Here is a 22,318-nt window from a genome sequence, read left to right as displayed (position 1 = left end):
CCGGATCGCGCGTACCGCCCGCTCACGAGGTCACCTCGCCGGAGGCGACCGGGAGTTCGGTGAAGAAGCAGGTGCGCTGGCCGGTGTGGCAGGCCGCGCCGACCTGGTCGACGCTGACCAGCACCGCGTCACCGTCGCAGTCCAGGGCCACGGACCGGACGTACTGGTGGTGGCCGGAGGTGGCGCCCTTGACCCAGTACTCGCGGCGGCTGCGCGACCAGTAGGTGGCCCGGCCGGTGGTCAGGGTGCGGTGCAGGGCCTCGTCGTCCATCCAAGCCACCATCAGCACCTCACCGCTGTCGTGCTGGCGGACCACGGCGGCCACCAGGCCGTCGGGGGTGCGGCGTAGCTGTGCGGCGATCTCCGGATCGAGTCGCGACGGCCGGTCCGGGCCGCCCGGCGGCTCCGGCGGGGAGAGGTGGGCGCCGCTCGTCGGCGCGTCAGGTACGGGCACAGTGACCCATTGTCCCGCACGCGGCGCCGGAACCTGAGAGGGCTCCCGGCTGGCGGACGGCGCGGGACCGACGGGCTGGCGCAACTGGGTGACGTACCGGTCCAGGCGCCCGTCGAGCAGGGCGTCGGCGAAGTCGGCGCCGGCCACCTCGGCCACCTCGGCGGCGTACGGGCGGATCAGCGGCAGGGTGCCGGCGACCAGCCGGACCGCCGCCGCCCAGAGTTGCCCGGTCGATCCGGGCAGCAGGCCGAGGCAGCGCAGCATGTCCTGGCGGTAGCCGGGCGGCGCCACCGGCAGGTCGAGCGCGGCGGCGAAGGCCGAGCGACGGGACACCACCCGCACCGAGGGGTTCGCCAGCCGCAGCACCGAGGGGCAGAGCCGGGCCAGGTCGGCGGCGGCCAGCCGGACGCCGAGCGGGTCGTCGGCGTCGCGCGCGGCGGCCACCTTGCCGAGCGTGGCGATCAGGTCCTCCAGCCGAGGTTCGTCGGCCGGCTGGCAGAGCACGGTCAGGTTGATCCGGTCCCGCCAGTGCGGGTCGGCCCAGAGCAGCCGCGCCGGGGCCGTCACCGGCAGCCCGAACGCCCAGTCGGCCGGCTCGCCCAGGCGCGTCACCCAGGACCGGATGTCGCGGGCGGCGACCGAGACGTGGGTCAGGCGCCCGGAGTGCTCTGCGAGGTAGGCCCGGCGCTCGGCGTACGGGGCTCCACCGACCAGGACGTCGACGTCGACGTCGCTGTGCGGGGTGGCGGCTCGACGGGCGTGGCTTCCGCGCAGCAGGATGCCGACCACGGGCCGGTCGGCGGTCGCCCGCAGCCGCGCGGCCCAGTCGTCGAAGAACCCACTGTCCGGTGACGGAGCGTGATCCACTGCGCCATCGTGCCGCAGGTCCGATCCGGGCGCAATGCCCCACAACGGACATGGTGTCCGATACGGAGGCTAAAGCCCGTGCTATGGCGAAATCGGGGCCTGGCCCGTCCGAAAGAATTCAACTACCGTTGATTTCAACAGCCGATGAATTTTGGAGGTGGGCGATGGTGGACGCGATCGCCGTCCGGGGCCTGGTCGTGGACCGGGGCGGACGGCGGGTACTGCACGGGATCGACGCCGGGGTGCCGCGTGGCGCGGTCACCGGGCTGCTCGGCCCCAGCGGCAGCGGCAAGACCACACTGATGCGCGCCGTCGTCGGGGTGCAGGTGGTCACCGCCGGCACGGTGACCGTGCTGGGCCACCCGGCCGGTGCGCCGGAGCTGCGCCACCGGGTCGGCTACCTCACCCAGGCGCCGAGCGTCTACGCGGACCTGACGGTGCGGGAGAACGCCCGCTACTTCGCCGCCCTGCACGGCCGGGGCCGGGCCGAGGCGGACCGGGCGGTGGCCGACGTCGGGCTGGCGCCGGCGGCGGGACAGATCGTCGGCACCCTCTCCGGCGGGCAACGCAGCCGTGCGTCGCTGGCCTGCGCGCTGGTCGGCGAGCCGGAGCTGATCGTGCTCGACGAACCCACCGTCGGGCAGGACCCGGTCCTGCGGGCCGAGCTCTGGGCGAGGTTCCACGCACTCGCGGCGGCCGGCACCACCCTGCTGGTCTCCAGTCACGTGATGGACGAGGCGGCCCGATGCGACCGGCTGCTGCTGATCCGCGCGGGACGGCTGATCGCCGACGACACCCCGGCCGCGATCCGGGCCGCCGCCGGGGTCGACGACCTCGACGAGGCGTTCCTGCGGCTGATCCGGGCCGGCGAGGCCGGCACCGGCACCACGACCGCCGAGGAGGCGTGATGAACCCGCGCATCCTGGCCGCCACGGTCGGCCGCATCCTGCGGCAACTGCGCCACGACCGACGGACGGTGGCGCTGCTGGTGCTCGTGCCCACCGCGCTTCTCACCCTGGTCTATTACATGTACGCCGACCAGCCCACGCCGCCCGGCCAGCCGTCCACGTTCGACCGGATCGCGCTGGTGATGCTCGGCTTCTTCCCGTTCATCATCATGTTCCTGGTGACCAGCATCGCCATGCTGCGCGAACGGACCAGTGGCACGCTGGAACGGCTGCTCACCACCCCGCTGGCCCGCACCGATTTGCTCTTCGGGTACGGCATCGCGTTCGGGCTGGCTGGCGCGGTGCAGGCCACCATCGCCTCGGCCGTGGCGTACGGGGTCTTCGGCCTCGAGACCGCCGGCAGCAGTGCGCTGGTGATCCTGATCGCGGCGCTGAACGCCGTGCTCGCCGTCGCGCTCGGGCTGCTGTGCAGCGCCTTCGCCCGCACCGAGTTCCAGGCCGTACAGTTCATGCCGGTCGTGGTCGCCCCTCAACTGCTGCTCTGCGGGCTCTTCGTGCCTCGCGACGAGATGGCCGGCTGGTTGCAGGCGATCAGCGACGTGCTCCCCCTGTCGTACGCCGTCGAGGCCCTTCAGGAGGTCGGCGCGAACGCCGAGCCGACCGCGACGATGTGGCGGGACGTGGCGGTGGTCGCCGGTGCGGCGGTGTTGGCGCTGGTGCTCGCCTCGGCCACGCTGCGACGGCGCAGCGGCTGACGGACCACCGAGCGGGAAGAGAGGGCGATGGCACGGCGCAGCGGACGGCGACCCGGCAACCCGGCGACCCGGGACGCCATCCTGGCGGCGGCCCGCACCGCCTTCGCGGAACGGGGTTTCGACGCCGCCACCATCCGGGCCGTCGCCGCCGCCGCCGAGGTCGATCCGGCGCTGGTGCACCACTACTTCGGCAGCAAGGAGCAACTGTTCCTGGCCGCCGTGCAGGCGCCGGTCGACCCTCGGGAACTGTTGCCGGCGGTGCTCGACGGCGACCGCGACGGGATCGGGGAACGACTGGTCCGGACGTTCGTCGCGATGTGGGACTCCCCGGCCGGCGCCGCCGGGGTGGCCCTGCTGCGCTCCGCGGTCGGCAACGAGTGGACCGCCCGGCTGGTCCGGGAGTTCCTGACCACCCAGGTGCTGCGCCGGATCCTCGACCACCTCGACGTCGACCCGGCCCACCGGCCGTTGCGCGGCGGGCTGGTGGCGAGCCAGTTGATCGGGCTCGCGCTCATGCGGCACGTGGTCCGGCTGGAGCCGGTCGCCTCCGCCGAGCCGGAGACCCTGGTCGCCACCGTCGGGCCGACCGTGCAGCGTTACCTCACCGGCGAACTCGTCGGCTGAGCCCGGCTCAGCCGCCGGCCGCCGGGTGCAGCATCTCGTCGAACAGCCGGGGCAGTTCGTCGTGCCCGGCCACCGGGCGCGTGAAGGCGAGCCGGGTCCGGTGCCGGGCGCCGGTGTGCCCGAACGAGACCAGCATGCCGTACCTGTCGATCCGCTCCACCCGGGGCGCCCCGTCGACACCGGCCAGCCCCAGCCGGCGGCACAGGTAGGCGGTCAGCCGGTCGGCGTACCGGTCGGCGAGGTCGGCCAGCAGCACCGCCTCGACCGGGTGCAGCGGGTCCGGCTCCGCCTCCGCGTACGCCATCGGGTCGATCCGGCGACGCGTGCCGGCGCGGTCCCACTGGGCCTGCTCCACCTCGAACCGGCACAACCGGAACCGGGTGCCGACGTCGAGCAGGTCCCCGGTGGCGTCCACCTCGGCGAAGTCCAGCGCGGCGGCACGTTCCTCGGCGCCGGCCAACTGGCGCACCCAGCCGGAGACCAGCGCGCGGCCCAGCGACGGCGCGCCCGCGGCGGGCGGCAGGTCCAGCACGTCCAGCGCCACGGCCAGCGGGCGGTCCGGACCGGTGGTCCGCACGGCGGCGGTGAGGTCGCTGACCACCGGCACCAGCAGCAGCACCCGGCCGTCGCGGTCGGTGACGTGACGGACGTGGTGCAGACCGGGCCGGCAGGCCACGTGGACGAGACCGGCCAACCGGCCCGCGACGAGGGTACGGACGATCTCGGCAGGGCTCGGCCGCATGGCACGACCTCCTTCTAAGGTTAGGCTTACCTAACCCGAAGACTAGGGCATCGTCCGGGCCACGTCCACCGGATCCGCCCACCGCCGTCATCGCGTCCGCCCGACCGATCGACCGCCGTCGCGCCGCCCCCACCGGCCACTACCGCGTCTGCTCCAGCCACGAGGCGTAGAGCAGGCCGTAGACCGAGTCCGGGTCCCGGATCAGCTCCTCGTGCGGCCCGCGCTGCACGATCCGACCCCGGTCCACCACGATCACCTCGTCGGCGCCCTGCGCGGTGGAGAGCCGGTGCGCGATCGCCAACGTGGTCCGCCCCCGGGTCACCGCGTCCAGGGTCCGTTGCAGGCGCACCTCGGTGGCCGGGTCGACCGCGCTGGTCGCCTCGTCCAGCACCAGCAGATCCGGATCGGCCACGTACGCCCGGGCCAGCGCCACCAACTGCCGCTCCCCCACGCTCAACGCCTCACCGCGCTCCCCCACCCGGGTCGCCAGCCCGGCCGGCAACCCGTCCAGCCAGTCGGCCAGCCCCAGATCACTGAAGGCCGTGGTGAGCTGCTCGTCGGTCAACGCGGGACGGCCGAACCGCACGTTGTCCGCCACCGACGCGTCGAACAGGAAGCCGTCCTGCGGCACCATCACCACCCGGGACCGCAACGAGTCGAAACGCACGTCGGTCAACGCCACCCCGGACAGCAGCACCGCGCCCGCCGTCGGGTCCATCAACCGGGTGAGCAGCTTGGCGAAGGTGGTCTTGCCACTGCCCGTCTCGCCCACCACCGCGACCCGGCTCTTCGCCGGGATCTCCACGCTCACGTCGTGCAACACCGTCGGCCCGTCCGGATAGGCGTACCGCACCTGCGCGAAGCGGATGTCCAGCGGCCCGGCGGGCAGCTCCCGCCCCTGCGGACCCGGGTCGGCCACGTCCGGCGAGACGTCCAGCACGTCCAGCACCCGCCGCCACCCGGCGATCGCGTTCTGCGCCTCGTTGAGCACCTCCGTGGCGATCTGCACCGGCTGGATGAAGAGCGTCACCAGGAACAGGAACGCGGTGATCGCACCGATGCTCAACGTCTGGTCGGCGCCGAGGACCACGCCGAGCACCACCACCCCGGCCAGCGCCACCCCGGCCGCCAGTTCCCCCACCGAACTGCCGAGGATGCTGATCCGGATCGCCTTGCGCTGCGCCTGCTGCTGGCTGTCGATCGCCTCGTCCAGCCGCCGCGCCGTCCGACCGGCGATGCCGTACGCCCGGATCACCGGCGCGCCGACCACGCTCTCACCGACCGCCGCCAGCAACGTGCCGGTCCGCTGCCGCACCACCCCGTACGCGGCGGCGAGCCGACGCTGGAGCAGCCGGATCACCAGCACCGCCGGCACGAACGCCGCGTAGACCACCAGGGTCAGTTGCCACGAGTACGCCAGCATCACCACCGTCGTCACCGCCAACTGACCCAGGTTCACCAGCAGGATCACGCCGCCCCACTGGAGGAACTGGGTGATCTGGTCGACGTCGCTGGTGACCCGGGAGACCAGCGATCCCCGCCGCTCGGACTGCTGGTGCAGCATCGACAGGTCGTGCACGTGCCGGAACGCCCGCACCCGGACCCCGGCCAACGCCGTCTCACTGACCGTGAACAGCCGCCGCATCATCAGGTAACCGCAGGCGGTGGTCACCACCAGCACGGCGGCCGTGACCGCCACGACGACGAACAACGCGTTCAGGTCGAGTCCGTCGGCGATGCCCCGGTCGATGCCCTGCTGCACCGCCACCGGCACGGCCACCCGGCCGACCATGTAGACCAGCGCCAGACCGAGGGTCCTGGCCAGACCGACCCGCAACTCCGGCGACAGCGCCAACCCCCGGCGCAGCGTCCGCCAGGTCGACTCCGCCGGCTCCGGCACCTCCGTCGTCACACTCGCGCTCACCGGTGCCATCCTTCGTTCACGACTGCGGGACTCCGCTGCGCTGCGTTCCTCGCGCTCATCCGGGCCCACTCTTCGTTCGCGACTGCGGGACTCCGCTGCGCTGCGTTCCTCGCGCTCACCGGTCCACCTCCAGGCCGGAGGTCATCGGGGTGACCTCGTCGTACGTCGGTTGCCGTTCGTGGTCGACCTCGGCCTGCTCGTACGCGGTGACCAGGTTGGCGTAGCCGGGCACGGTGGCCAGCAGCGTGGCGTGGGTGCCCCGCGCGACGACCCGGCCCTGCTCCAGATAGATGACCTCGTCGGCGAGGGCGATGGTGGCCCGGCGGTACGCCACCACCAGGATCGACGCGCCGGGACCGCCCGCCGCGGAGGAGCGCAGCCCGGCCAGGATGGCGGCCTCCACACGCGGGTCGACGGCGCTGGTGGCGTCGTCGAGCACCAGCAGGCGGGGACGCCCGGCCAGGGCACGGGCCAGGGTGAGCCGCTGCCGCTGCCCGCCGGAGAGCGAGGTGCCCCGCTCGCCGACCCTGGTGTCGAGCCCGTCGGGCAGCGCGGCGACGAACCCGTCGGCCTCGGCCAGCCGCAACGCGGCCCAGACGTCCTCGTCGTCGACGCCCGCCCGGTCCAGCGAGACGTTGGCCCGGACGGTGTCGTCGAAGACGAACGGCACCTGCGCCACCAGTGCCACGGTGCCGGCCAGCGAATCGGCGGCCAGCTCGCGTACGTCCACGTCGTCGAGGCGTACGGACCCGGCGCGGGGGTCGACCAACCGCACCGCCAGCGACGCCACCGTGGACTTGCCGGAGCCGGTCGGCCCGACCAGGGCCACGGTCTTGCCGGCCGGCACGGTGAAGGTGACCTCGCCGAGCACCTCGGTGCCGGGCAGGTGCGCCTCGGCGGGTTCGTAGGCGAAGGTGACGTCGGCGAAGGAGAGCGTGGCGGGCGCCTCCGCGCGCGGGTCCAGCCGGGTGTTGCCGTACGGCATCTCGCCGGTGGCGTCGAGCACCCGGCGGACCCGGTCCCACCCGGCCACGCTGCGCGGCAGTTCGGCGAGCACCCAGCCGATGGCCCGCACCGGGAAGGCCAGCACGGTGAAGAGGAAGGCGACGCTGACCAGCTCGGCGACCGAGATGGCACCCTGCTGCAACCGGTACGCGCCGACCACCAGCACGGCGAGTGTGCCGAGGCTGGGCAACGTCTCCAGCATCGGGTCGAAGACGCCGCGCAGCCGACCGACCGAGATCAGCGCGTCGCGGAGTTGGCCGGCGCGGGCCGCGAACCGGTCGGTCTCCTGGGCCTCCCGACCCATCGTCTTGACCACCAGCGCGCCGTCGAAGCTCTCGTGCGCGATCTCGCTGACCTCGGCACGCAGCCGCTGCGCACGGGCCTGACGCGGTGCCATCCGGCGGGAGTAGGCAACGTTGAGCGCGAACAGCGCCGGGAACACGGCCAGCCCGACCAGGGCCAGCGCCCAGTCGGTGAAGAACAGCGACGCCACGGCGCCGACCAGCATCACCAGCGTGCCGACCGCGAACGGCAGCGGCGCGATCGGGTGCCAGGCGGCCTCGACGTCGGAGTTCGCGTTGGACAGCAGGGTGCCGGTGGCGTTGCGGTGGTGCCAGGCCAGCGGCAGTTCCAGATATCGGCGGGTGACCCGGCGGCGGTAGTCGGCCTGGAGGCGGTACTGCATGTATCCCGCGCCGAGCCGCCGGCCGAAGATGCCGACCACCCGCAGCACGCTGATCCCGAGCAGCGCGGCGGCGGCCAGGGCCAGCCCGCCGACGCCGACCGCACCGCGCTCGATGGCCGGCACCACCACGTCGCCGACCACCGCGCCGATCACGAACGCGCTGCCCACCACCATCACGCCGAACAGCACACTGCCGCTGACCGCCACCGCGAAGATCCTCGGCTGTTCCCGGATGGCCCGCCCCAGGACGGCCAGCCCGCGACCGAGCACCTCCCGACTAGTCCCGCTCGCCACGTATCTCCCCCGCCGTAAGCCGCCACAATCCTCCCTCATCCTTACCGCAGCACGCCGATCCCGCCGACCCGCTGCGATATGTCTGACGTCACCTCGCGAGCCGGCACGAACCGGGCGGACCGGCCGCGCTCGGCCTACGATCACCACATGCCGCGCTACGCCCGGTCGGAGCGCGAGGCGCTCACCGACCTGATGTCGACCCTGGGTCCGGACGCCCCGACGCTCAACGAGGGCTGGACCACCCGTGATCTGGCCGCGCACCTGGTGGTGCGGGAACGGCGGCCGGACGCCGCCGCCGGCATCCTGATCGGGCCGCTGCGCGACTACTCCGAGCGCGTCCGGCGCGAGATCGCCGCACTCGACTGGGCCGACCTGCTGGACCAGGTACGCCGGCCACCGGTGTGGAGCCCGGTGAGCAACCCGCTCACCGACGAGCTGGCCAACACGATGGAGTTCTTCATCCACCACGAGGACGTCCGCCGGGCCCAGCCCGAGTGGCAGCCCCGCGCGTTGCCGACCGGCCTGGAGCAGTCGTTGTGGCGGCGCGCCTCCACCCTGGCCCGGATGGCCCTGCGCCGGTTCCCGGCCCGGGTGGCCGTGCGGGCACCCGGGCACGGTGAGGTGACCGCCGGTCAGGGCGGCGAGGAACTGGGGCTGATCGGCGCGCCGGGCGAACTGGTGCTGTTCCTGAGCGGCCGGCAGCAGGCGGCGCGGGTGGAGGTCGAGGGCGGTGCCGAGTCGGCGCAACGGCTCCGCAGCGCCAACCTGGGCTTCTAACCGTCTGTGCGGAACCGGTCACGGCGATATCCGAAACGTTATTTGTCCGATCGTTCGGCCCTTCGCACTGCTCCCGTACGCTGGCCGCGCCGCCTCGTGGGGAAGCGGCGCGACAGGGAGCCCAATGCGAAGCTTTGCGGTCTCGGCCCTGCGGGAGCCCCCGTTCTCCGGCGCCCGGCATCACCACACCGAGCAGGTCGCCCAAGAGAGCACCGACTGGGCGCACCACCTGGGCCTGATCAGTAACGGGCAACGACTACGCCGGGCGGACGCGGCCGGGCTGGCCGGACGAGCCTGCCCGGAGGCGTCGCTGGACGGCCTGCGGCTGCTGGCGGACCTGATCTCCTGGCTGTTCGTGATGGACGACGCCTGCGACGAGGACGGCCTGGGCAGCGACCCGACCCGACTCGCACCGACCGTGGCCGCGCTGCTCGACGTCCTGGACCGCCAGGGCACGTCGACGGAGGCGACGTCCGGCACGGCCGGCCCCCTCGGGCTCGCGCTGGCCGACCTGTGTCGGCGCGTCCGGGCCCACCGGCGCCCGGCGGTGCTGCTGCACTTCACCGCGGCCATGCGGGGCTACCTGCTCGCCCTGTTGTGGGAGGCGGCCAACCGCGAACACGGCCGGGTGCCGCCGGTCGACGAGTACGTCCAGATGCGCCGGCACACCGGTGGCGTCTATCCCAGCATCACGCTGACCGATCTGGCCCTGGACGGTTTCCCGCCGGCCGACCAGCGGGCCGATCCCGACTGGGCCGAGTTGGACCTGCTCGCCGCCGACCTGGTCTGCTGGTGCAACGACGTCTTCTCCTACGGCAAGGAGAACCGGGACGGCCCGGACGCGCACAACCTGGTCACGGTGCTGACCGGGGAGACCGGCGACGAGTCGGCGGCACTGCGGGCCGCCGCGGAGCGTTTCAACGCCGGGCTGAGCGCGTACCTGACCGCCGAGAACGGTTTGCTGACCAGCCACGGCGACGCGGTCCGGCCGGCACTCGCGGCGCGCCGCAACTGGATCCGGGCCACCTACGACTGGTCCCGGGCCGCCGAGCGGTACGCATAGCACGACGCCGTCCGCGCCCGATGCGGGGGCGGCGATGATCGTCAGGGCTAGCCGATGCCCCGGCGCAGGCAATACCCTTCGGTAACGAACACCGACGTGACGACCGTCACGCCTCCACCCCCGAAGGCGGCTACAGCGATGGCTCTCGATGTACCGTACCGTTCCATTCCTGACATGTTCCTCAAGCGCGTGGCGGCTACCCCCGACCGCCACGCTTTCGCCCACCCCGGTCCGGACAACACGCCGGTCTGGCTGACCTGGACGCAGGTCTCCGCGCGGGCGAAGGCGGTCGCCGCCGGCCTGCACGGCCTGGGCGTCGGCCAGGAGGACCCGGTGGCGATCCTGGCGAACACCCGGCTCGACTGGGTGATCGCCGACTTCGGCATCATGTGCGCCAGCGGCGCGACGACCACGGTCTATCCGACGACCGAGCCGCAGGACGCCACCTACATCCTCGCCGACTCCGCCTCCAAGGTGCTCTTCGCCGAGGACCCGTCCCAGGCGGCCAAGATCGCCGGCGCGGACCTGCCCGCGCTGACCCACGTGGTCCTCTTCGACGGCGAGCCCGACCCGGCGGCGGCGGTGCCCCAACTGACCCTCGCCCAGTTGGAGGAGCAGGGCGCCCAGCGGCTCGCCGAGGACCCCGAGCTGGTCGACCGCATCGTGGCCGGCATCGGGCCCGAGCACCTGGCCACGCTGATCTACACCTCCGGCACCACCGGCCGCCCCAAGGGCGTCGAGCTGCTGCACGGCGGATGGTGCTGGGAGGGCGTGGCGCAGGAGGCGGTCGGCCTGCTGCGCGAGGACGACCTCCAGTACCTCTGGCTGCCGCTGTCGCACTCGTTCGGCAAGACGCTGCTCTGCGGCTCCACCCACGTCGGCATGCCGACGTACGTGGACGGGCGGGTCGACAAGCTCGTCGAACTGCTCTCGGTGGTCCGCCCGACGCTGATGTGCGGCGCGCCCCGGGTCTTCGAGAAGGTCTACAACAAGTCGGTGACCACCGCGCAGAGCGCCGGCGGCGCGAAGGCGAAGATCTTCGCCTGGGCGGTCGGCGTCGGCAAGGAGAAGGTCGCCCTCGACCAGGCCGGCAAGCCGGTGCCGGGTGGGTTGAAGCTCAAGTACGCGGTGGCCGAGAAGCTGGTCTTCAGCAAGCTCCAGGCTCGCCTCGGCGGGCGGATCCGGGTGCTGGTCTCCGGCGCCGCCCCGCTCAGCCCGGAGATCGCCACGTTCTTCGCCGCGGCGAACCTGCCGATCAGCGAGGGGTACGGGCTGACCGAGAGCAGCGCCGGCAACTTCGTCAACCCGCCCGGCGCGTTCCGGATCGGCACGGTCGGCAAGGCCATGGGCGACCTGGAGTGCCGCATCGACAGCGACGGCGAGATCCTGATTAAGGGTCGGCCGGTCATGCGCGGCTACCACAACCTGCCGGAGGAGACCGCCGCCGTCTTCACCGAGGACGGCTTCTTCCGGACCGGTGACATCGGCAGCCTCGACGCCGACGGCTACCTGCGCATCACCGACCGGAAGAAGGACCTGGTCAAGACGTCCGGCGGCAAGTACATCGCGCCGTCGCACATCGAGGGCATGTTCAAGGCCACCTGCCCGTACACCTCGCAGGCGGTGGTCATCGCGCAGGCCCGCAACTTCTGCACGCTGCTGGTCACGCTGGACCCGGACGCCATCGCCGGCTGGGCCGCGGGCACCCCGCTCCAGGGCCGCCCGTACGCCGAGATCGTCTCCTCGCCCGAGGCGAAGGCCATGGTCGAGCAGTACGTGGCCGAGCTCAACACCAAGCTCAACCGCTGGGAGACGATCAAGAAGGTCACCATCCTGCCGCGCGATCTGACCATCGAGGACGGCGAGATCACCCCGTCACTCAAGATCAAGCGGCGGGGCGTGGAGAGCAACTTCTCCACCGAGATCGACAAGATGTACGCGGGCACGGTCGCCGAGATCTGACGGTCGTCGACACCGGCGTACACGACATCGGCCCCGCGCCCGTTCCCGGACGCGGGGCCGAGGCGTACCCGCTCACAGGTGGCGTCCCCGCCAGGTGGTCTGCTCGGCCTCGGCGGCGAGTTGCTCGGCCATCGCCACCTCCCGGACCTGGCGGCGCAGCGGCGCGTCGGTCAGCGTCTGCACCACCGTCATCGCCAGCACGACCACGGTGAGCAACGTCAGAGTGACCAGTTCCGGCACCTGGGCGGCGACCGGCAGCAGCAGCACCAGCAGGCACACGCCGCCGACGGTCGGCCACCGCAGCGTGCGCAGGACCCGCCAGCCCAGCGCCACCAGCGTCACCAGATAGAGCGCCACGCCACCGTGCAGCACCAGCAACTCACCAGCGGGCAACAGGCTCCCGGCCGAGGTGGCCGGCTCGGCGGCACCGGTGAGCACCCGCTTGAGCCCGAGCGCGAACAGGATCGGGCCGGCGACCAGCGGCAGGTGCAGGTAGGTGTAGGCGTCGCGGGCCAACGCCGAGCGGGCCCGTGGATCCCGGGTGCGGTGCAGCACCTGTTCCAGTGCCAGCGCCAACGTGTCGAAGTACGACCACCAGAGCGCGGCGACCACCGCCACCGCGAGCATCCCCGAGAGGATCACCAGCCAGGTCAGTGGCGTATCGACGACGAAGTGGGCGCCGAGCCCCAACGCGATGATCGTCTCGCCGAGCGCCACCAGCACGATCAGGGCGTGCCGCTCGGCCCAGTGCCCGGCCGAGAGCAGCGTCCAGTTGCTGCTGCCCAGCGCCACCGCCGCCCCGTACTCGACGACGATCGCCGCGATCCAGAACAGCAGCCGCAGCCCGATCTCGCCCGCCTCGTCGGCCAGTCGCTGGGGCAGCAGCGCGGCGGCCAGCACCAGCGTGCCGACCACTGCCGCCCGTCCCATCGCGGCCAGGAAGCGGCGACGCAGCTCGGGGTCGCCCCGGGCCAGCCAGCCCAGGACACCCACCTGGACGACCCGGACCAGGAAGTAGCAGATCGCGAAGACCAACGGCCCGGACAGCCCGCCGGCCGTGCTGCTGAACGCCTGCGGCATGGCGAGCGCGAAGACCAGGGCCCCGCCCATGGTGGCGAACGCCACGAAGGGCAGCACCCCCTGGTCGGTACGGACCAGGTTGCCGATCACCGCGAAGCCGGTCCAGGCCCACCAGAGCAGCACCAGCACGACCACGCACTGGAGCAGGCCGCGCGGCGTGAAGTTGTCGGCGGTGAGCGTGGTGACCTGGATGAAGGCGAAGACGAAGACCAGGTCGTAGAAGAGTTCCAGGCGGGTGGCGCGCGACCCGGGTGCACCCGGTCGCACCCCACGCGACCACCGCACCCCCCGGAGTCCGTCCACCCCGGCAAGTCTGCCCGCCGTCGACCGGCGGGCGAGGTGGATCAGCCGGATCGGCTCCGGCGCGACCCCGGTCAGGCGATGACGCTCGGCTCCCGCCACCGGGGCAGCCCGGTCCGGTCCAGGTCGTAGCGGACCGCGGCGATCCGACCCACCGCCTCGACCAGGTCGCCGGCGGGCAGGGTGAAGGGCAGCCGCAGGAAGCGTTCCAACGTGCCGTCCAGGCCGAACCGGGGTCCGGGCGCCAGGCGTACGCCGACCTCCTCGGTCGCCCGCGCCAGCGCGCTGGAGATCGGGCCGTCCAGCTCGGCCCAGAGCGTCACGCCGCCGCGCGGCACGGTGACCCGCCACTCCGGCAGCCGGTCGGCCAGCGCACCGAGCAACGCGTCCCGTTGCACCGCCAGTTGCGTACGCCGGGCGGCGACGATGCCCGGCGCGGCGGCCAGCAGGTGCACGGCGACGAGTTGGTCGAGCACCGGGCTGGACATGTCGACGCCGACCCGGGCTGCGGCCAGCCGCTGCACCTGCGGCGCGGAGGCCCGGATCCAGCCGATCCGCAGACCGCCCCAGAAGGGCTTGCTCATGCCGCCAATGCTGACCACCCGGGAGTGCCGGTCGAAGCTCGCGGTCGGCGGCGGCAGCACGGTGCCGTCCAGCGGCAGGTCCACGAAGGACTCGTCGATCACCAGGTCGGTGCCGACGGCGTGGGCGGTGGAGACCAGACGCTCGCGCAGGTCCGCCTCCATCAGATGCCCGGTCGGGTTCTGGAAGTCCGGGATCAGGTAGGCCACCCGGGGGCGTACCTGCCGCAGCGAGCCGAGCATCAGGTCGGCGTCCCAGCCGGTGGCGTCGGCGGCCAGTCCGTGGGTGGTGATCCGGGCCCGTCGGGCGGCCAGTGCGGCCAGCGCGTTGGGGTAGCTCGGTGACTCGACCAGCACCCCGCTGCCCGGCGCCAGGGCCAGCCGGAGCACCAGGTCCAGGGCGTGCTGGGTGCCGTTGGTGACCATGATCTGGTCGGGTGAGGTGGGCAGCCCCCGGTCGGTGTAACCCTGGGCCACCGCCTCCCGCAGCTCGATGATGCCGGTCGGGTGGTAGCCGGCCCCGCCGAGGTAGCGGGGCAGGTCCTCGGTCGCGGCCTGGGCTGCCGGCAGCAGCTCCGGCGGGGCGGCCAGCGCCGCCACCCCCAGGTCGATCATGTCCCGGTCGTCGAGCGGGGTCCAGAGACCGTTCGGCGCCACCCGGTGTGTGCCAGGCAGCCGGGTCCAGCTTCCCGCACCCCGGCGGCTGGACAGGTGCCCGCTGTCACGCAGTTCGCGGTACGCGGCGGTGACGGTGGTCCGGCTGATCCGCAGCGCCTCGGCCAGGTCCCGTTCCGCCGGCAGGCGTACGCCCAGTGGCAGCCGCCCGTCAGCGAGCAGGCCACGTACCGCGCCGGCCAGCGCGGCGTAGTCGGGACTGCGCCGCCGACCGGGCAGCGCATGCCACTGGCCGAGCAGTCGGGCCAATTGCGCTCCACGCACCTGACTCGCCATGGCCACTCCCCGAAAATTGGCTCTATGCGCGCCCAGATTGGCCCCTAGAGTGGCACGCGTGACCCTGATTGGCAACCTCCGCCACCGGCCGGTCCGGCGACTGACCCAACTGCACGTCGGCCTCGTCCTCTACGGCTTCAGCATGGCGCTGATGATCCGTTCCGAGCTGGGCCTGAACCCCTGGGACGTGTTCCACCAGGGCCTCTCCCGGCTGACCGGGCTGACCATGGGCACCACGGTCATCCTGGTGGGCGCCCTGGTGCTGCTGACCTGGATCCCGCTGCGGCAGCGCCCCGGCATCGGCACCGTGGCCAACGTGGTGGTGATCGGCCTGGCCGTCGACGCGACGCTGGCCCTGCTGCCCACCGGTGGGCCGCTGCCGGTGCGCGTCGCGCTGCTGGTGGCCGGCATCGTCGGCAACGGCATCGCCACCGCCCTCTACCTCGGTGCCCGGCTCGGCCCCGGCCCCCGCGACGGGCTGATGACGGGTCTCGCCGCCCGCCGGCCCGGCTGGTCGCTACGCCTGGTCCGCACCGCCATCGAGATCGCCGTACTCGCCGTGGGCTGGCTGCTCGGCGGGACGGTCGGTCTCGGCACCGTCGCGTACGCGCTGACCATCGGGCCCCTCGCGCAGTTCTTCCTGCCGGTCTTCGACACCCCCGAGCCGGGCCCCGCCCCGGTCGGGACCGCGCCCGCCACCTGACGACGTCGCCGCGCCACCCCGCGTACCGGCCGCTCCGGCGACCCGCCCGCGACATCAACCCTCGGCAATCGACAGGTGACTCAGAGTCGCAGTGGGTCGGGTGGTGTTTCCTTCCCGCCGCGCTGACGGCAGAATCTCCACATGGGGGAGAACGCCTGGCGACGGACCGACGCGTGGATCTTCGTCTCGTTGGTGATCGCCAGCGGCGCGGGGAGGCACCGGCGTTCCCCGACAACCCGCAGGCCCGAGGGCGTACGCCTGGCCGACGTGATCTCCACCGCCGACCACCTCGACCGGACGCTCCCCGAGCGACACGACATCGAGGGAGCGATCCGCCGGCTGCTCGGCGCCGGCCTGGTGGAGGTCGCCGACGGCTGGTTCCGGATCACCGCCGACGGGGAGCGGCTCTGGCGTACCCGGCCCAGCGCCGGGCTGGCCACCACCGTCGACACCGTCCAGGGCGTGCTCAGTCGACGGCACCCGCCCGGCACCGCGGACTGGCACCTCGACGAGGCCGAGCACACCGCCGCCGTCCAGGAATATCTGGTCCGCTCCGTCCCGATGCCCCGCCGCTCGCCCGAGGGCCACTCCGGCCGGGGCTGAGTACCCAGGTCAGCGGACGGGGTGACCCGCCCCGCGCAGCGCGTCCTTGACCTCGGTGACGGTCAGTTCCCCGAAGTGGAAGACGCTCGCCGCGAGGACCGCGTCGGCACCCGCGCCGATCGCCGGGGGGAAGTGCGCCACCTCGCCCGCGCCACCGCTGGCCACCACCGGCACGTCGACCACCCGGCGTACCGCGGCGATGAGTTCGAGGTCGAAGCCGGCCTTGGTGCCGTCGGCGTCCATCGAGTTCAGCAGGATCTCCCCGGCGCCGAGTTCGGCGCCGCGCGCGGCCCACGCCACCGCGTCCAGCCCGGTCCCCCGCCGGCCGCCGTGCGTGGTCACCTCGAAACCGCTGTCGGTGGTGCCCGCCGGTGCCCGCCGCACGTCGAGCGAGAGCACCAGCACCTGGCGGCCGAACCGGTCCGCGATCTCGGCGATCAGCTCCGGCCGGGCGATGGCCGCGGTGTTCACCCCGACCTTGTCGGCACCGGCACGCAGCAGCGTGTCCACGTCCGCCACGGCACGCACGCCCCCGCCGACGGTCAGCGGGATGAAGACCGACTCGGCGGTACGCCGGACCACGTCGAGCATCGTGCCCCGGTCGCTGGACGAGGCGGTCACGTCCAGGAAGGTCAACTCGTCCGCGCCCGCCCGGTCGTACGCCGCCGCCAACTCGACCGGGTCACCGGCGTCCCGCAGGTCGAGGAAGTTGACCCCCTTGACCACCCGACCGGCGTCCACGTCGAGACAGGGGATCACGCGCACCGCCACCGTCATGCCGGAAAGCCTATCGCCCGGTGCCGGTGCGCTGACCGGCCGTACCCGGGCCCCCGGCCGGCTCACGTGTTAGCAGGGGACCCTTCCTCTACCGCAGGCGGTAACAAGGTGCCCTTCCTTACCGCTCGGCGAGGGTCTCCAGGGCCTGGGCGACGGTGAACGCGCCGGCGTAGAGCGCCTTGCCGGCGATCACACCCTCCACCCCGATCGGCTCCAGCGTCGCCAGCGCCCGCAGGTCGTCCAGGGTCGAGACACCCCCGGAGGCGATCACCGGGGCGTCGGTGCGGCCGCACACCGCCCGCAGCAGGTCCAGGTTCGGGCCACGCATGGTGCCGTCCTTGGTGATGTCGGTGACCACGTACCGCGACGCGCCGGCCTTGTCCAGCCGCTCCAGCACCTCGTACAGGTCACCGCCGTCGCGGGTCCAGCCGCGCGCCGCCAGGGTCCGGCCCCGCACGTCCAGACCGATCGCGACGCGGTCGCCGTACTCGCCGCAGATCCGGTCGCACCACTCCGGGTCCTCCAACGCCGCGGTGCCGATGTTCACCCGCTCGGCGCCGGTGGCCAGCGCGGCCCGCAGCGAGGCGTCGTCGCGGATGCCGCCGGAGAGTTCGACGCGTACGTCGAGCCGGCGCACCACCTCGGCGAGCAGCGCCGCGTTCGAGCCCCGGCCGAACGCGGCGTCGAGGTCGACCAGGTGGATCCACTCGGCGCCGTCCTGCTGCCAGGCCAACGCGGCCTCCAGCGGATCGCCGTAGGTGGTCTCGCTACCCGCGGCGCCCTGCACGAGTCGGACGGCCTGGCCGTCGGCGACGTCCACGGCAGGCAACAGGGTGAGGCTCACGAATCTTGGTCCTTCCAGATCAGGAACGGCGGTTCAGGGCGATCACCACGATCACCGGCAGAACGAGCAACAACAACACGATCAACAACAGCCGCAGCCCCAGGTCGGGCACGAGCAGCCAGATCAGGACGACCGCCGCCAGGGTCAGCGCCACGATCGCGGCACGCTCACCCCGGGAGTACCGGAGCAACCGGCCGGTGCGCCCCCGGCGGACGGTGGGCACGAACCGGCGGACCAGCGCGCGACGCCGGGCCCGGCGGGCCATCGCCCGTTCCCGGACCACCTGACGTCGGGCGGCCTCCGCCTCGCGGACCGCGCGACGACGGGCCCGTTCCTTGCTCACCGGCGCCCCCGCGTACGCCCGGTCGTCGCCGACCGCCGGGCGCTGCCCCGGTCAGCCACCGACGGGCACCGTGGCCAGCCAGTTGCGCAGCAGGGCCGCACCGGTGTCGGCGGACTTCTCCGGGTGGAACTGGGCGGCCGAGAGCGCACCCCGTTCCACCGCCGCGACGAAGTCACGGTCGTGGTGGGCGGTGGTCACCCGGACGCCGGCCTCGGTCAGCGCGGCCACGTCACCGGCCGCGTACGAGTGGACGAAGTAGAAACGGCTGTCGGCCGGCAGGCCGGCGAAGAGCACCGAACCGACCGGCGCCTGCACGGTGTTCCAGCCCATGTGGGGCAACCGGGCGGCGGGAAGCCGGCTGACGCCACCCGGCAGCAGACCCAGCCCCTTGGTGACCACCCCGTGCTCGTCGCCGGACTCGAAGAGGATCTGCATACCCACGCAGATGCCCAGCACCGGCCGACCGGCGGCGACCCGCTCGGCGATCACCGGGCCCGCGCCGACCTCGTCGATGCCGGCCATGCACGCGGCGAAGGCACCCACCCCGGGCACCACCAGACCGTCGGCGTCGGCGGCGGCGGCCAGGTCTCCGGTGACCACCACGTCGGCACCGGCGGCAGCCAGCGCGCGTTCCGCCGAGCGCAGGTTGCCCGACCCGTAGTCGAGCACCACGACCCGGCGACGCGCGTCCTCGGCACCGGCAGGGCGACTGCTCACGTCGGCCACTATCCCTCCCCCGGCAGCAGCCACAGCACACCGGCGATGCTGGCCAGCAGCGCCAGCAGACCGCAGACCACCACCGCGCCGCGCGGCGCGCCCTGCCGGTGCAGGGAGAGCGTTCCGCCCACCAGCACCCCGGCGAAGATCAGCAGCAGCGTCGGCAGCACCGCGCCCATCAGCGGCACCCCCGCCCGGTGACGTCCCGGCCGGTCACAGCGCGCCCTTGGTGCTCGGGATCGCCCCGGCCGCGCGCGGGTCCAGCGCGGTCGCCTCACGCAGCGCCCGGGAGACCGCCTTGAACTGCGCCTCCACCACGTGGTGGGCGTCCGGGTGCCCGCCGGGGCGAGCCGCCCGCAGGACGTCCACGTGCAGCGTGATCCGGGCCGCCTGACCGAACGACTCCCAGATGTGCCGGGTCATGCTGGTCGGGTAGACCGGGCCGATGTACGGCGCCAGCGCCGGCTCGTCGTGCACCACGTACGGCCGACCGGACAGGTCGACGGCGGCCCGGACCAGCACCTCGTCCATCGGCACGACGGCCGAGCCGTAGCGCCGGATGCCGGCCTTGTCGCCCAGCGCCTGGTCGAACGCGGCGCCCAGCGCCAACGCGGTGTCCTCCATCGTGTGGTGCGCGTCGATCTCCAGGTCACCCACGGTCCGCACGGTCAGGTCGAAACCTCCGTGCCGGGCGATCTGGTGCAGCATGTGGTCGTAGAAACCGACCCCGGTGCTGATCTCGACCGCTCCGGTGCCGTCGAGGTCGATCTCCACCAGGACCTTGGTCTCCTTGGTGATCCGCTCCACCCGGGCGGTCCGGCTCATGATGGGGTGCCTTTCGGTCGCGGCGGGGCCTGGCCCTCGCGCTGGGTCTCGTCCACGGCGGCAAGGAAGGCGTCGGTCTCGGCCGGGGTGCCGGCGGTGACCCGCAGCCAGCCCGGCAGGCCGACGTCGCGTACCAGCACCCCCTGCGCCAGCATCGCGCGCCACGCCACGCCCTGGTCGCCGCCCACCTCGTAGAGCACGAAGTTGGCGTCGCTGTCGGCCACCCGCAGACCACGGTCGCGCAGCGCGGCGACGATCCGGTCCCGCTGGCGCATGATCTCCGTGACGGTGCCGAGCAGCGTCTCGCGGTGCGCCAGCGCCGCCCGCGCGGCGGCCTGGGTGAGCGCCGAGAGGTGGTACGGCAGGCGCACGAGCTGCACCGCCGCCACCACGGCCGGGTCGGCTGCCAGGTAGCCCAGCCGCCCGCCGGCGAACCCGAACGCCTTGCTCATCGTCCGGGTCACCACCAGCCGAGGGTGCCCGGGCAGCACCGCCAGGGCGCTGACCGTCCCCGGCCGGGCGAACTCCGCGTACGCCTCGTCGACCACCACCATGCCCGGTGCCGCGTCCAGCACGGCGGTGACCACCGCCGGGTCGAGCGCGGTGCCGGTGGGGTTGTTCGGCGAGCAGAGGAAGACCACGTCGGGCCGGTGCTCACGGATCTGGGCCACCGCCTCGTCGGCGGTCAACCCGAAGTCGACGCCGCGCCGGGCCGGCACCCACCGGGTGCCGGTGCCCAACGCCAGCAGCGGATGCATCGAGTACGCCGGCGTGAAGCCGAGCGCGGTCCGCCCCGGTCCACCGAACGCCTGGAGGAGTTGCTGCTGGATCTCGTTGGAGCCGTTGGCCGCCCACACCCCGTCGCCGGTGAGCCCGTGGCCGACGTACTCGGCCAGGTCGGCGCGGAGCGCCACCGCGTCGCGGTCCGGGTACCGGTTGAGGTCCCGCAGCTCGGCGGCGACGGCCTTGCCGATCGCCTCCACCACCGGCTCCGGCACCGGGTAGGAGTTCTCGTTGGTGTTCAGCCGCACCGGCACGTCGAGCTGCGGCGCGCCGTACGGCGACAGCCCGCGCAGGTCGTCCCGGATCGGCAGGTCGGACAGCTCGGTCATGAGGGTTCCTGACGGAATCGGGCGGAGACCGCCTCGCCGTGCGCGGGCAGGTCCTCCGCGGTGGCCAGCGCCACCACGTGCGGTGCCACCTCCCGCAGCGCCTCCTCGGTGTACTCCACCAGGTGGATGCCGCGCAGGAAGGACTGCACCGAGAGCCCGGACGAGTGCCGGGCGCAGCCGCCGGTGGGGAGTACGTGGTTGGAACCGGCGCAGTAGTCACCCAGCGACACCGGCGAGTACGCGCCCACGAAGATCGCCCCGGCGTTGCGTACCCGCATCGCCCACTCGCGGGCGTCGACGGTCTGGATCTCCAGGTGCTCCGCCGCGTACGCGTCGACCACCCGCAGCCCGGCGGCCAGGTCGTCGACGAGCACGACGCCGCTCTGCTCCCCGCCCAGCGCGGTGCCGACCCGGTCGGCGTGCTTGGTCGCCGGCACCTGCCGGGCAAGTTCGCGGTCCACCGCGTCGGCCAGCGCCACCGAGGGGGTGACCAGCACGCTCGCCGCCAGCGGGTCGTGCTCGGCCTGGCTGATCAGGTCGGCGGCGACGTGCGCCGGGTCGGCGGTGTCGTCGGCGAGGATGGCGATCTCGGTCGGGCCGGCCTCGGCGTCGATGCCCACCACGCCGCGCAGCAGCCGCTTGGCGGCGGTGACGAAGATGTTGCCGGGCCCGGTGATCATGTCGACCGGAGCGCAGTGCGCACTGCCGGCGGCGTCCACCGCGCAGCCGTACGCCAGCATGGCCACCGCCTGCGCCCCACCGACGGCGTAGACCTCGTCGACGCCGAGCAGCGCACAGGCGGCCAGCACCCGGGCGTCCGGCAGCCCGCCGTTCTCCTTCTGCGGCGGCGAGACCACCACCAGCGACCGGACTCCGGCCGCCTGCGCGGGCACCACGTTCATCACCACGGTCGACGGGTACATCGCCAGACCGCCGGGAACGTAGAGACCGACCCGGTCGACCGGCACCCAGCGCTCGGTGACCGTGCCGCCCGGCACCACGTGGGTGGTGTGATCGGTGCGCCGCTGGTCGTCGTGAACCGTGCGGGTCCGGCGGATGGACTCCAGCAGCGCGGCGCGGACCTGCGGGTCGAGGGTCTGCTCCGCCGCGGCGATCGCCTCGACCGGCACCCGGAGCACCTCCGGGGAGATCCCGTCGAACCGCTCACTGGCCTCGCGGACCGCCTGGTAGCCATGCTCACGGACCGCCGTCACGATCGGGCGGATGCGCTCGACGGCCACCGACACGTCGAGTTGGGCACGGGGCAGCAGGTGGCGCGGGTCGGGCTCGCCACCGCGCAGGTCGATCCGGTTCAACACCCCTGCGAGTCTAGGCGGCCCGCCACCGGGCCGACCGACGCCGCCCGCTGTCCGGGACGGTGAGCCGGGACACGCCGGTGGCGGCGAGTCGGGCTAGGCTCGA

22 protein-coding genes and 1 pseudogene are annotated in these 22,318 nt (G+C 73.2%); 8 read left to right on the top strand and 15 right to left on the bottom strand.

From position 1 onward, the window contains the following. Positions 1–22: 22 nt before the first annotated feature. Complete coding sequence (gene hisI / locus ABZ738_RS22065; protein WP_131057379.1) at positions 23–454, bottom strand: phosphoribosyl-AMP cyclohydrolase; 432 nt, start codon at positions 452–454, stop codon at positions 23–25. A 180-nt stretch (positions 455–634) separates the two neighbouring features. Further along, positions 635–958 (bottom strand): annotated as a pseudogene (locus tag ABZ738_RS22060) (phosphoribosyl-AMP cyclohydrolase); the annotation flags it as partial. A gap of 527 nt (positions 959–1,485) precedes the next feature. Here ABZ738_RS22060 and ABZ738_RS22055 point away from each other — a divergent pair. The 3 genes from ABZ738_RS22055 to ABZ738_RS22045 are packed head-to-tail and all read left to right on the top strand — an operon-like array spanning position 1,486 to position 3,608. Further along, positions 1,486–2,229 (top strand): ABC transporter ATP-binding protein, encoded by a 744-nt coding sequence (locus tag ABZ738_RS22055; RefSeq protein ID WP_176094861.1) that lies wholly within the window; start codon positions 1,486–1,488, stop codon positions 2,227–2,229. Next, a complete protein-coding gene (locus ABZ738_RS22050; protein ID WP_131057712.1) occupies positions 2,229–2,984 on the top strand; it encodes an ABC transporter permease in 756 nt (251 codons plus the stop codon). The genes ABZ738_RS22055 and ABZ738_RS22050 overlap by 1 nt, the downstream gene beginning before the upstream one ends. 27 nt (positions 2,985–3,011) lie before the next feature. Continuing rightward, entirely contained in the window at positions 3,012–3,608 is a 597-nt protein-coding gene (locus ABZ738_RS22045) for a TetR family transcriptional regulator (RefSeq protein ID WP_131057713.1), read from the top strand. A gap of 7 nt (positions 3,609–3,615) precedes the next feature. Here ABZ738_RS22045 and ABZ738_RS22040 read toward each other — a convergent pair whose 3' ends face one another. The 3 genes from ABZ738_RS22040 to ABZ738_RS22030 form a co-directional block, all read right to left on the bottom strand. Next, positions 3,616–4,350 (bottom strand): DUF2470 domain-containing protein, encoded by a 735-nt coding sequence (locus ABZ738_RS22040; RefSeq protein ID WP_357215855.1) that lies wholly within the window; start codon positions 4,348–4,350, stop codon positions 3,616–3,618. Between the two features lie 139 nt (positions 4,351–4,489). After that, complete coding sequence (locus ABZ738_RS22035; protein ID WP_357215853.1) at positions 4,490–6,274, bottom strand: ABC transporter ATP-binding protein; 1,785 nt, start codon at positions 6,272–6,274, stop codon at positions 4,490–4,492. 115 nt (positions 6,275–6,389) lie between these two features. Continuing rightward, the gene (locus ABZ738_RS22030) at positions 6,390–8,258 is read right to left on the bottom strand and encodes an ABC transporter ATP-binding protein (RefSeq protein WP_236145689.1); all 1,869 of its coding nucleotides are present in this window, start codon (positions 8,256–8,258) and stop codon (positions 6,390–6,392) included. Between the two features lie 147 nt (positions 8,259–8,405). Here ABZ738_RS22030 and ABZ738_RS22025 point away from each other — a divergent pair, with 147 nt between their 5' ends. From ABZ738_RS22025 to ABZ738_RS22015, 3 genes are all read left to right on the top strand, one after another. Then, positions 8,406–9,035 (top strand): TIGR03085 family metal-binding protein, encoded by a 630-nt coding sequence (locus ABZ738_RS22025; RefSeq protein ID WP_131052754.1) that lies wholly within the window; start codon positions 8,406–8,408, stop codon positions 9,033–9,035. A gap of 124 nt (positions 9,036–9,159) precedes the next feature. Further along, a complete protein-coding gene (locus ABZ738_RS22020) occupies positions 9,160–10,098 on the top strand; it encodes a terpene synthase (RefSeq protein WP_131052753.1) in 939 nt (312 codons plus the stop codon). A gap of 138 nt (positions 10,099–10,236) precedes the next feature. After that, positions 10,237–12,060 carry a long-chain fatty acid--CoA ligase gene (locus ABZ738_RS22015; RefSeq protein ID WP_131052752.1) on the top strand — a complete coding sequence of 608 codons (1,824 nt, stop codon included), beginning with the start codon at positions 10,237–10,239 and terminating at the stop codon, positions 12,058–12,060. A 72-nt stretch (positions 12,061–12,132) separates the two neighbouring features. Here ABZ738_RS22015 and ABZ738_RS22010 read toward each other — a convergent pair whose 3' ends face one another. Together ABZ738_RS22010 and ABZ738_RS22005 are read right to left on the bottom strand one after the other, a co-directional pair. Continuing rightward, on the bottom strand, positions 12,133–13,443 hold the full coding sequence (locus tag ABZ738_RS22010; protein WP_343232765.1) for a low temperature requirement protein A: 1,311 nt from the start codon (positions 13,441–13,443) through the stop codon (positions 12,133–12,135). A gap of 71 nt (positions 13,444–13,514) precedes the next feature. Beyond that, positions 13,515–14,972 (bottom strand): PLP-dependent aminotransferase family protein, encoded by a 1,458-nt coding sequence (locus ABZ738_RS22005; RefSeq protein WP_131052751.1) that lies wholly within the window; start codon positions 14,970–14,972, stop codon positions 13,515–13,517. A gap of 58 nt (positions 14,973–15,030) precedes the next feature. Between ABZ738_RS22005 and ABZ738_RS22000 the strand changes: the two genes are divergently transcribed. Together ABZ738_RS22000 and ABZ738_RS21995 are read left to right on the top strand one after the other, a co-directional pair. Continuing rightward, positions 15,031–15,675, top strand: a complete 645-nt coding sequence (locus ABZ738_RS22000) for a hypothetical protein (protein ID WP_131052750.1) — start codon at positions 15,031–15,033, stop codon at positions 15,673–15,675. Positions 15,676–15,816: 141 nt separating this feature from the next. After that, a complete protein-coding gene (locus ABZ738_RS21995; protein WP_131052749.1) occupies positions 15,817–16,278 on the top strand; it encodes a hypothetical protein in 462 nt (153 codons plus the stop codon). A 9-nt stretch (positions 16,279–16,287) separates the two neighbouring features. On the opposite strand, the gene hisF is transcribed toward ABZ738_RS21995, so the two are convergent. The 8 genes from hisF to hisD all read right to left on the bottom strand — a co-directional run bounded on the left by hisF (position 16,288) and on the right by hisD (position 22,215). After that, a complete protein-coding gene (gene hisF, locus ABZ738_RS21990) occupies positions 16,288–17,055 on the bottom strand; it encodes an imidazole glycerol phosphate synthase subunit HisF (protein ID WP_131052748.1) in 768 nt (255 codons plus the stop codon). Positions 17,056–17,173: 118 nt separating this feature from the next. Then, positions 17,174–17,899 (bottom strand): bifunctional 1-(5-phosphoribosyl)-5-((5-phosphoribosylamino)methylideneamino)imidazole-4-carboxamide isomerase/phosphoribosylanthranilate isomerase PriA, encoded by a 726-nt coding sequence (gene priA / locus ABZ738_RS21985; protein WP_131052747.1) that lies wholly within the window; start codon positions 17,897–17,899, stop codon positions 17,174–17,176. A 19-nt stretch (positions 17,900–17,918) separates the two neighbouring features. Next, positions 17,919–18,242 carry a hypothetical protein gene (locus ABZ738_RS21980; protein ID WP_131052746.1) on the bottom strand — a complete coding sequence of 108 codons (324 nt, stop codon included), beginning with the start codon at positions 18,240–18,242 and terminating at the stop codon, positions 17,919–17,921. 51 nt (positions 18,243–18,293) lie between these two features. Continuing rightward, positions 18,294–18,959 (bottom strand): imidazole glycerol phosphate synthase subunit HisH, encoded by a 666-nt coding sequence (gene hisH / locus ABZ738_RS21975; RefSeq protein ID WP_236145687.1) that lies wholly within the window; start codon positions 18,957–18,959, stop codon positions 18,294–18,296. 8 nt (positions 18,960–18,967) lie between these two features. Then, positions 18,968–19,138: a hypothetical protein gene (locus tag ABZ738_RS21970; protein ID WP_162854348.1), complete on the bottom strand. Its 171-nt coding sequence runs from the start codon at positions 19,136–19,138 to the stop codon at positions 18,968–18,970. A 34-nt stretch (positions 19,139–19,172) separates the two neighbouring features. Continuing rightward, on the bottom strand, positions 19,173–19,784 hold the full coding sequence (hisB, locus tag ABZ738_RS21965; RefSeq protein ID WP_131052745.1) for an imidazoleglycerol-phosphate dehydratase HisB: 612 nt from the start codon (positions 19,782–19,784) through the stop codon (positions 19,173–19,175). Further along, positions 19,781–20,896, bottom strand: a complete 1,116-nt coding sequence (locus ABZ738_RS21960; protein WP_131052744.1) for a histidinol-phosphate transaminase — start codon at positions 20,894–20,896, stop codon at positions 19,781–19,783. The genes hisB and ABZ738_RS21960 overlap by 4 nt, the downstream gene beginning before the upstream one ends. Further along, entirely contained in the window at positions 20,893–22,215 is a 1,323-nt protein-coding gene (gene hisD, locus ABZ738_RS21955; RefSeq protein ID WP_357215842.1) for a histidinol dehydrogenase, read from the bottom strand. Before hisD ends, ABZ738_RS21960 begins: the two co-directional genes overlap by 4 nt. Positions 22,216–22,318: the final 103 nt, after the last annotated feature.

It is taken from the genome of Micromonospora sp. NPDC047793 (assembly GCF_040642635.1).
Classification (GTDB): domain Bacteria; phylum Actinomycetota; class Actinomycetes; order Mycobacteriales; family Micromonosporaceae; genus Micromonospora.
The sequence above is the reverse complement of the archived record's forward strand: the minus strand, read 5'-3'. Positions and strand labels throughout refer to the sequence as shown.

Coding starts and splice junctions, on each gene's coding strand:
- ABZ738_RS22055 (WP_176094861.1), top strand. CDS start 1,486: ATGGTGGACGCGATCGCCGTCCGGGGCCTGGTCGTGGACCGGGGCGGA.
- ABZ738_RS22050 (WP_131057712.1), top strand. CDS start 2,229: ATGAACCCGCGCATCCTGGCCGCCACGGTCGGCCGCATCCTGCGGCAA.
- ABZ738_RS22045 (WP_131057713.1), top strand. CDS start 3,012: ATGGCACGGCGCAGCGGACGGCGACCCGGCAACCCGGCGACCCGGGAC.
- ABZ738_RS22040 (WP_357215855.1), bottom strand. CDS start 4,350: ATGCGGCCGAGCCCTGCCGAGATCGTCCGTACCCTCGTCGCGGGCCGG.
- ABZ738_RS22025 (WP_131052754.1), top strand. CDS start 8,406: ATGCCGCGCTACGCCCGGTCGGAGCGCGAGGCGCTCACCGACCTGATG.
- ABZ738_RS22020 (WP_131052753.1), top strand. CDS start 9,160: ATGCGAAGCTTTGCGGTCTCGGCCCTGCGGGAGCCCCCGTTCTCCGGC.
- ABZ738_RS22015 (WP_131052752.1), top strand. CDS start 10,237: ATGGCTCTCGATGTACCGTACCGTTCCATTCCTGACATGTTCCTCAAG.
- ABZ738_RS22005 (WP_131052751.1), bottom strand. CDS start 14,972: ATGGCGAGTCAGGTGCGTGGAGCGCAATTGGCCCGACTGCTCGGCCAG.
- ABZ738_RS21995 (WP_131052749.1), top strand. CDS start 15,817: ATGGGGGAGAACGCCTGGCGACGGACCGACGCGTGGATCTTCGTCTCG.
- hisF (WP_131052748.1), bottom strand. CDS start 17,055: ATGACGGTGGCGGTGCGCGTGATCCCCTGTCTCGACGTGGACGCCGGT.
- ABZ738_RS21970 (WP_162854348.1), bottom strand. CDS start 19,138: ATGGGCGCGGTGCTGCCGACGCTGCTGCTGATCTTCGCCGGGGTGCTG.
- hisB (WP_131052745.1), bottom strand. CDS start 19,784: ATGAGCCGGACCGCCCGGGTGGAGCGGATCACCAAGGAGACCAAGGTC.
- ABZ738_RS21960 (WP_131052744.1), bottom strand. CDS start 20,896: ATGACCGAGCTGTCCGACCTGCCGATCCGGGACGACCTGCGCGGGCTG.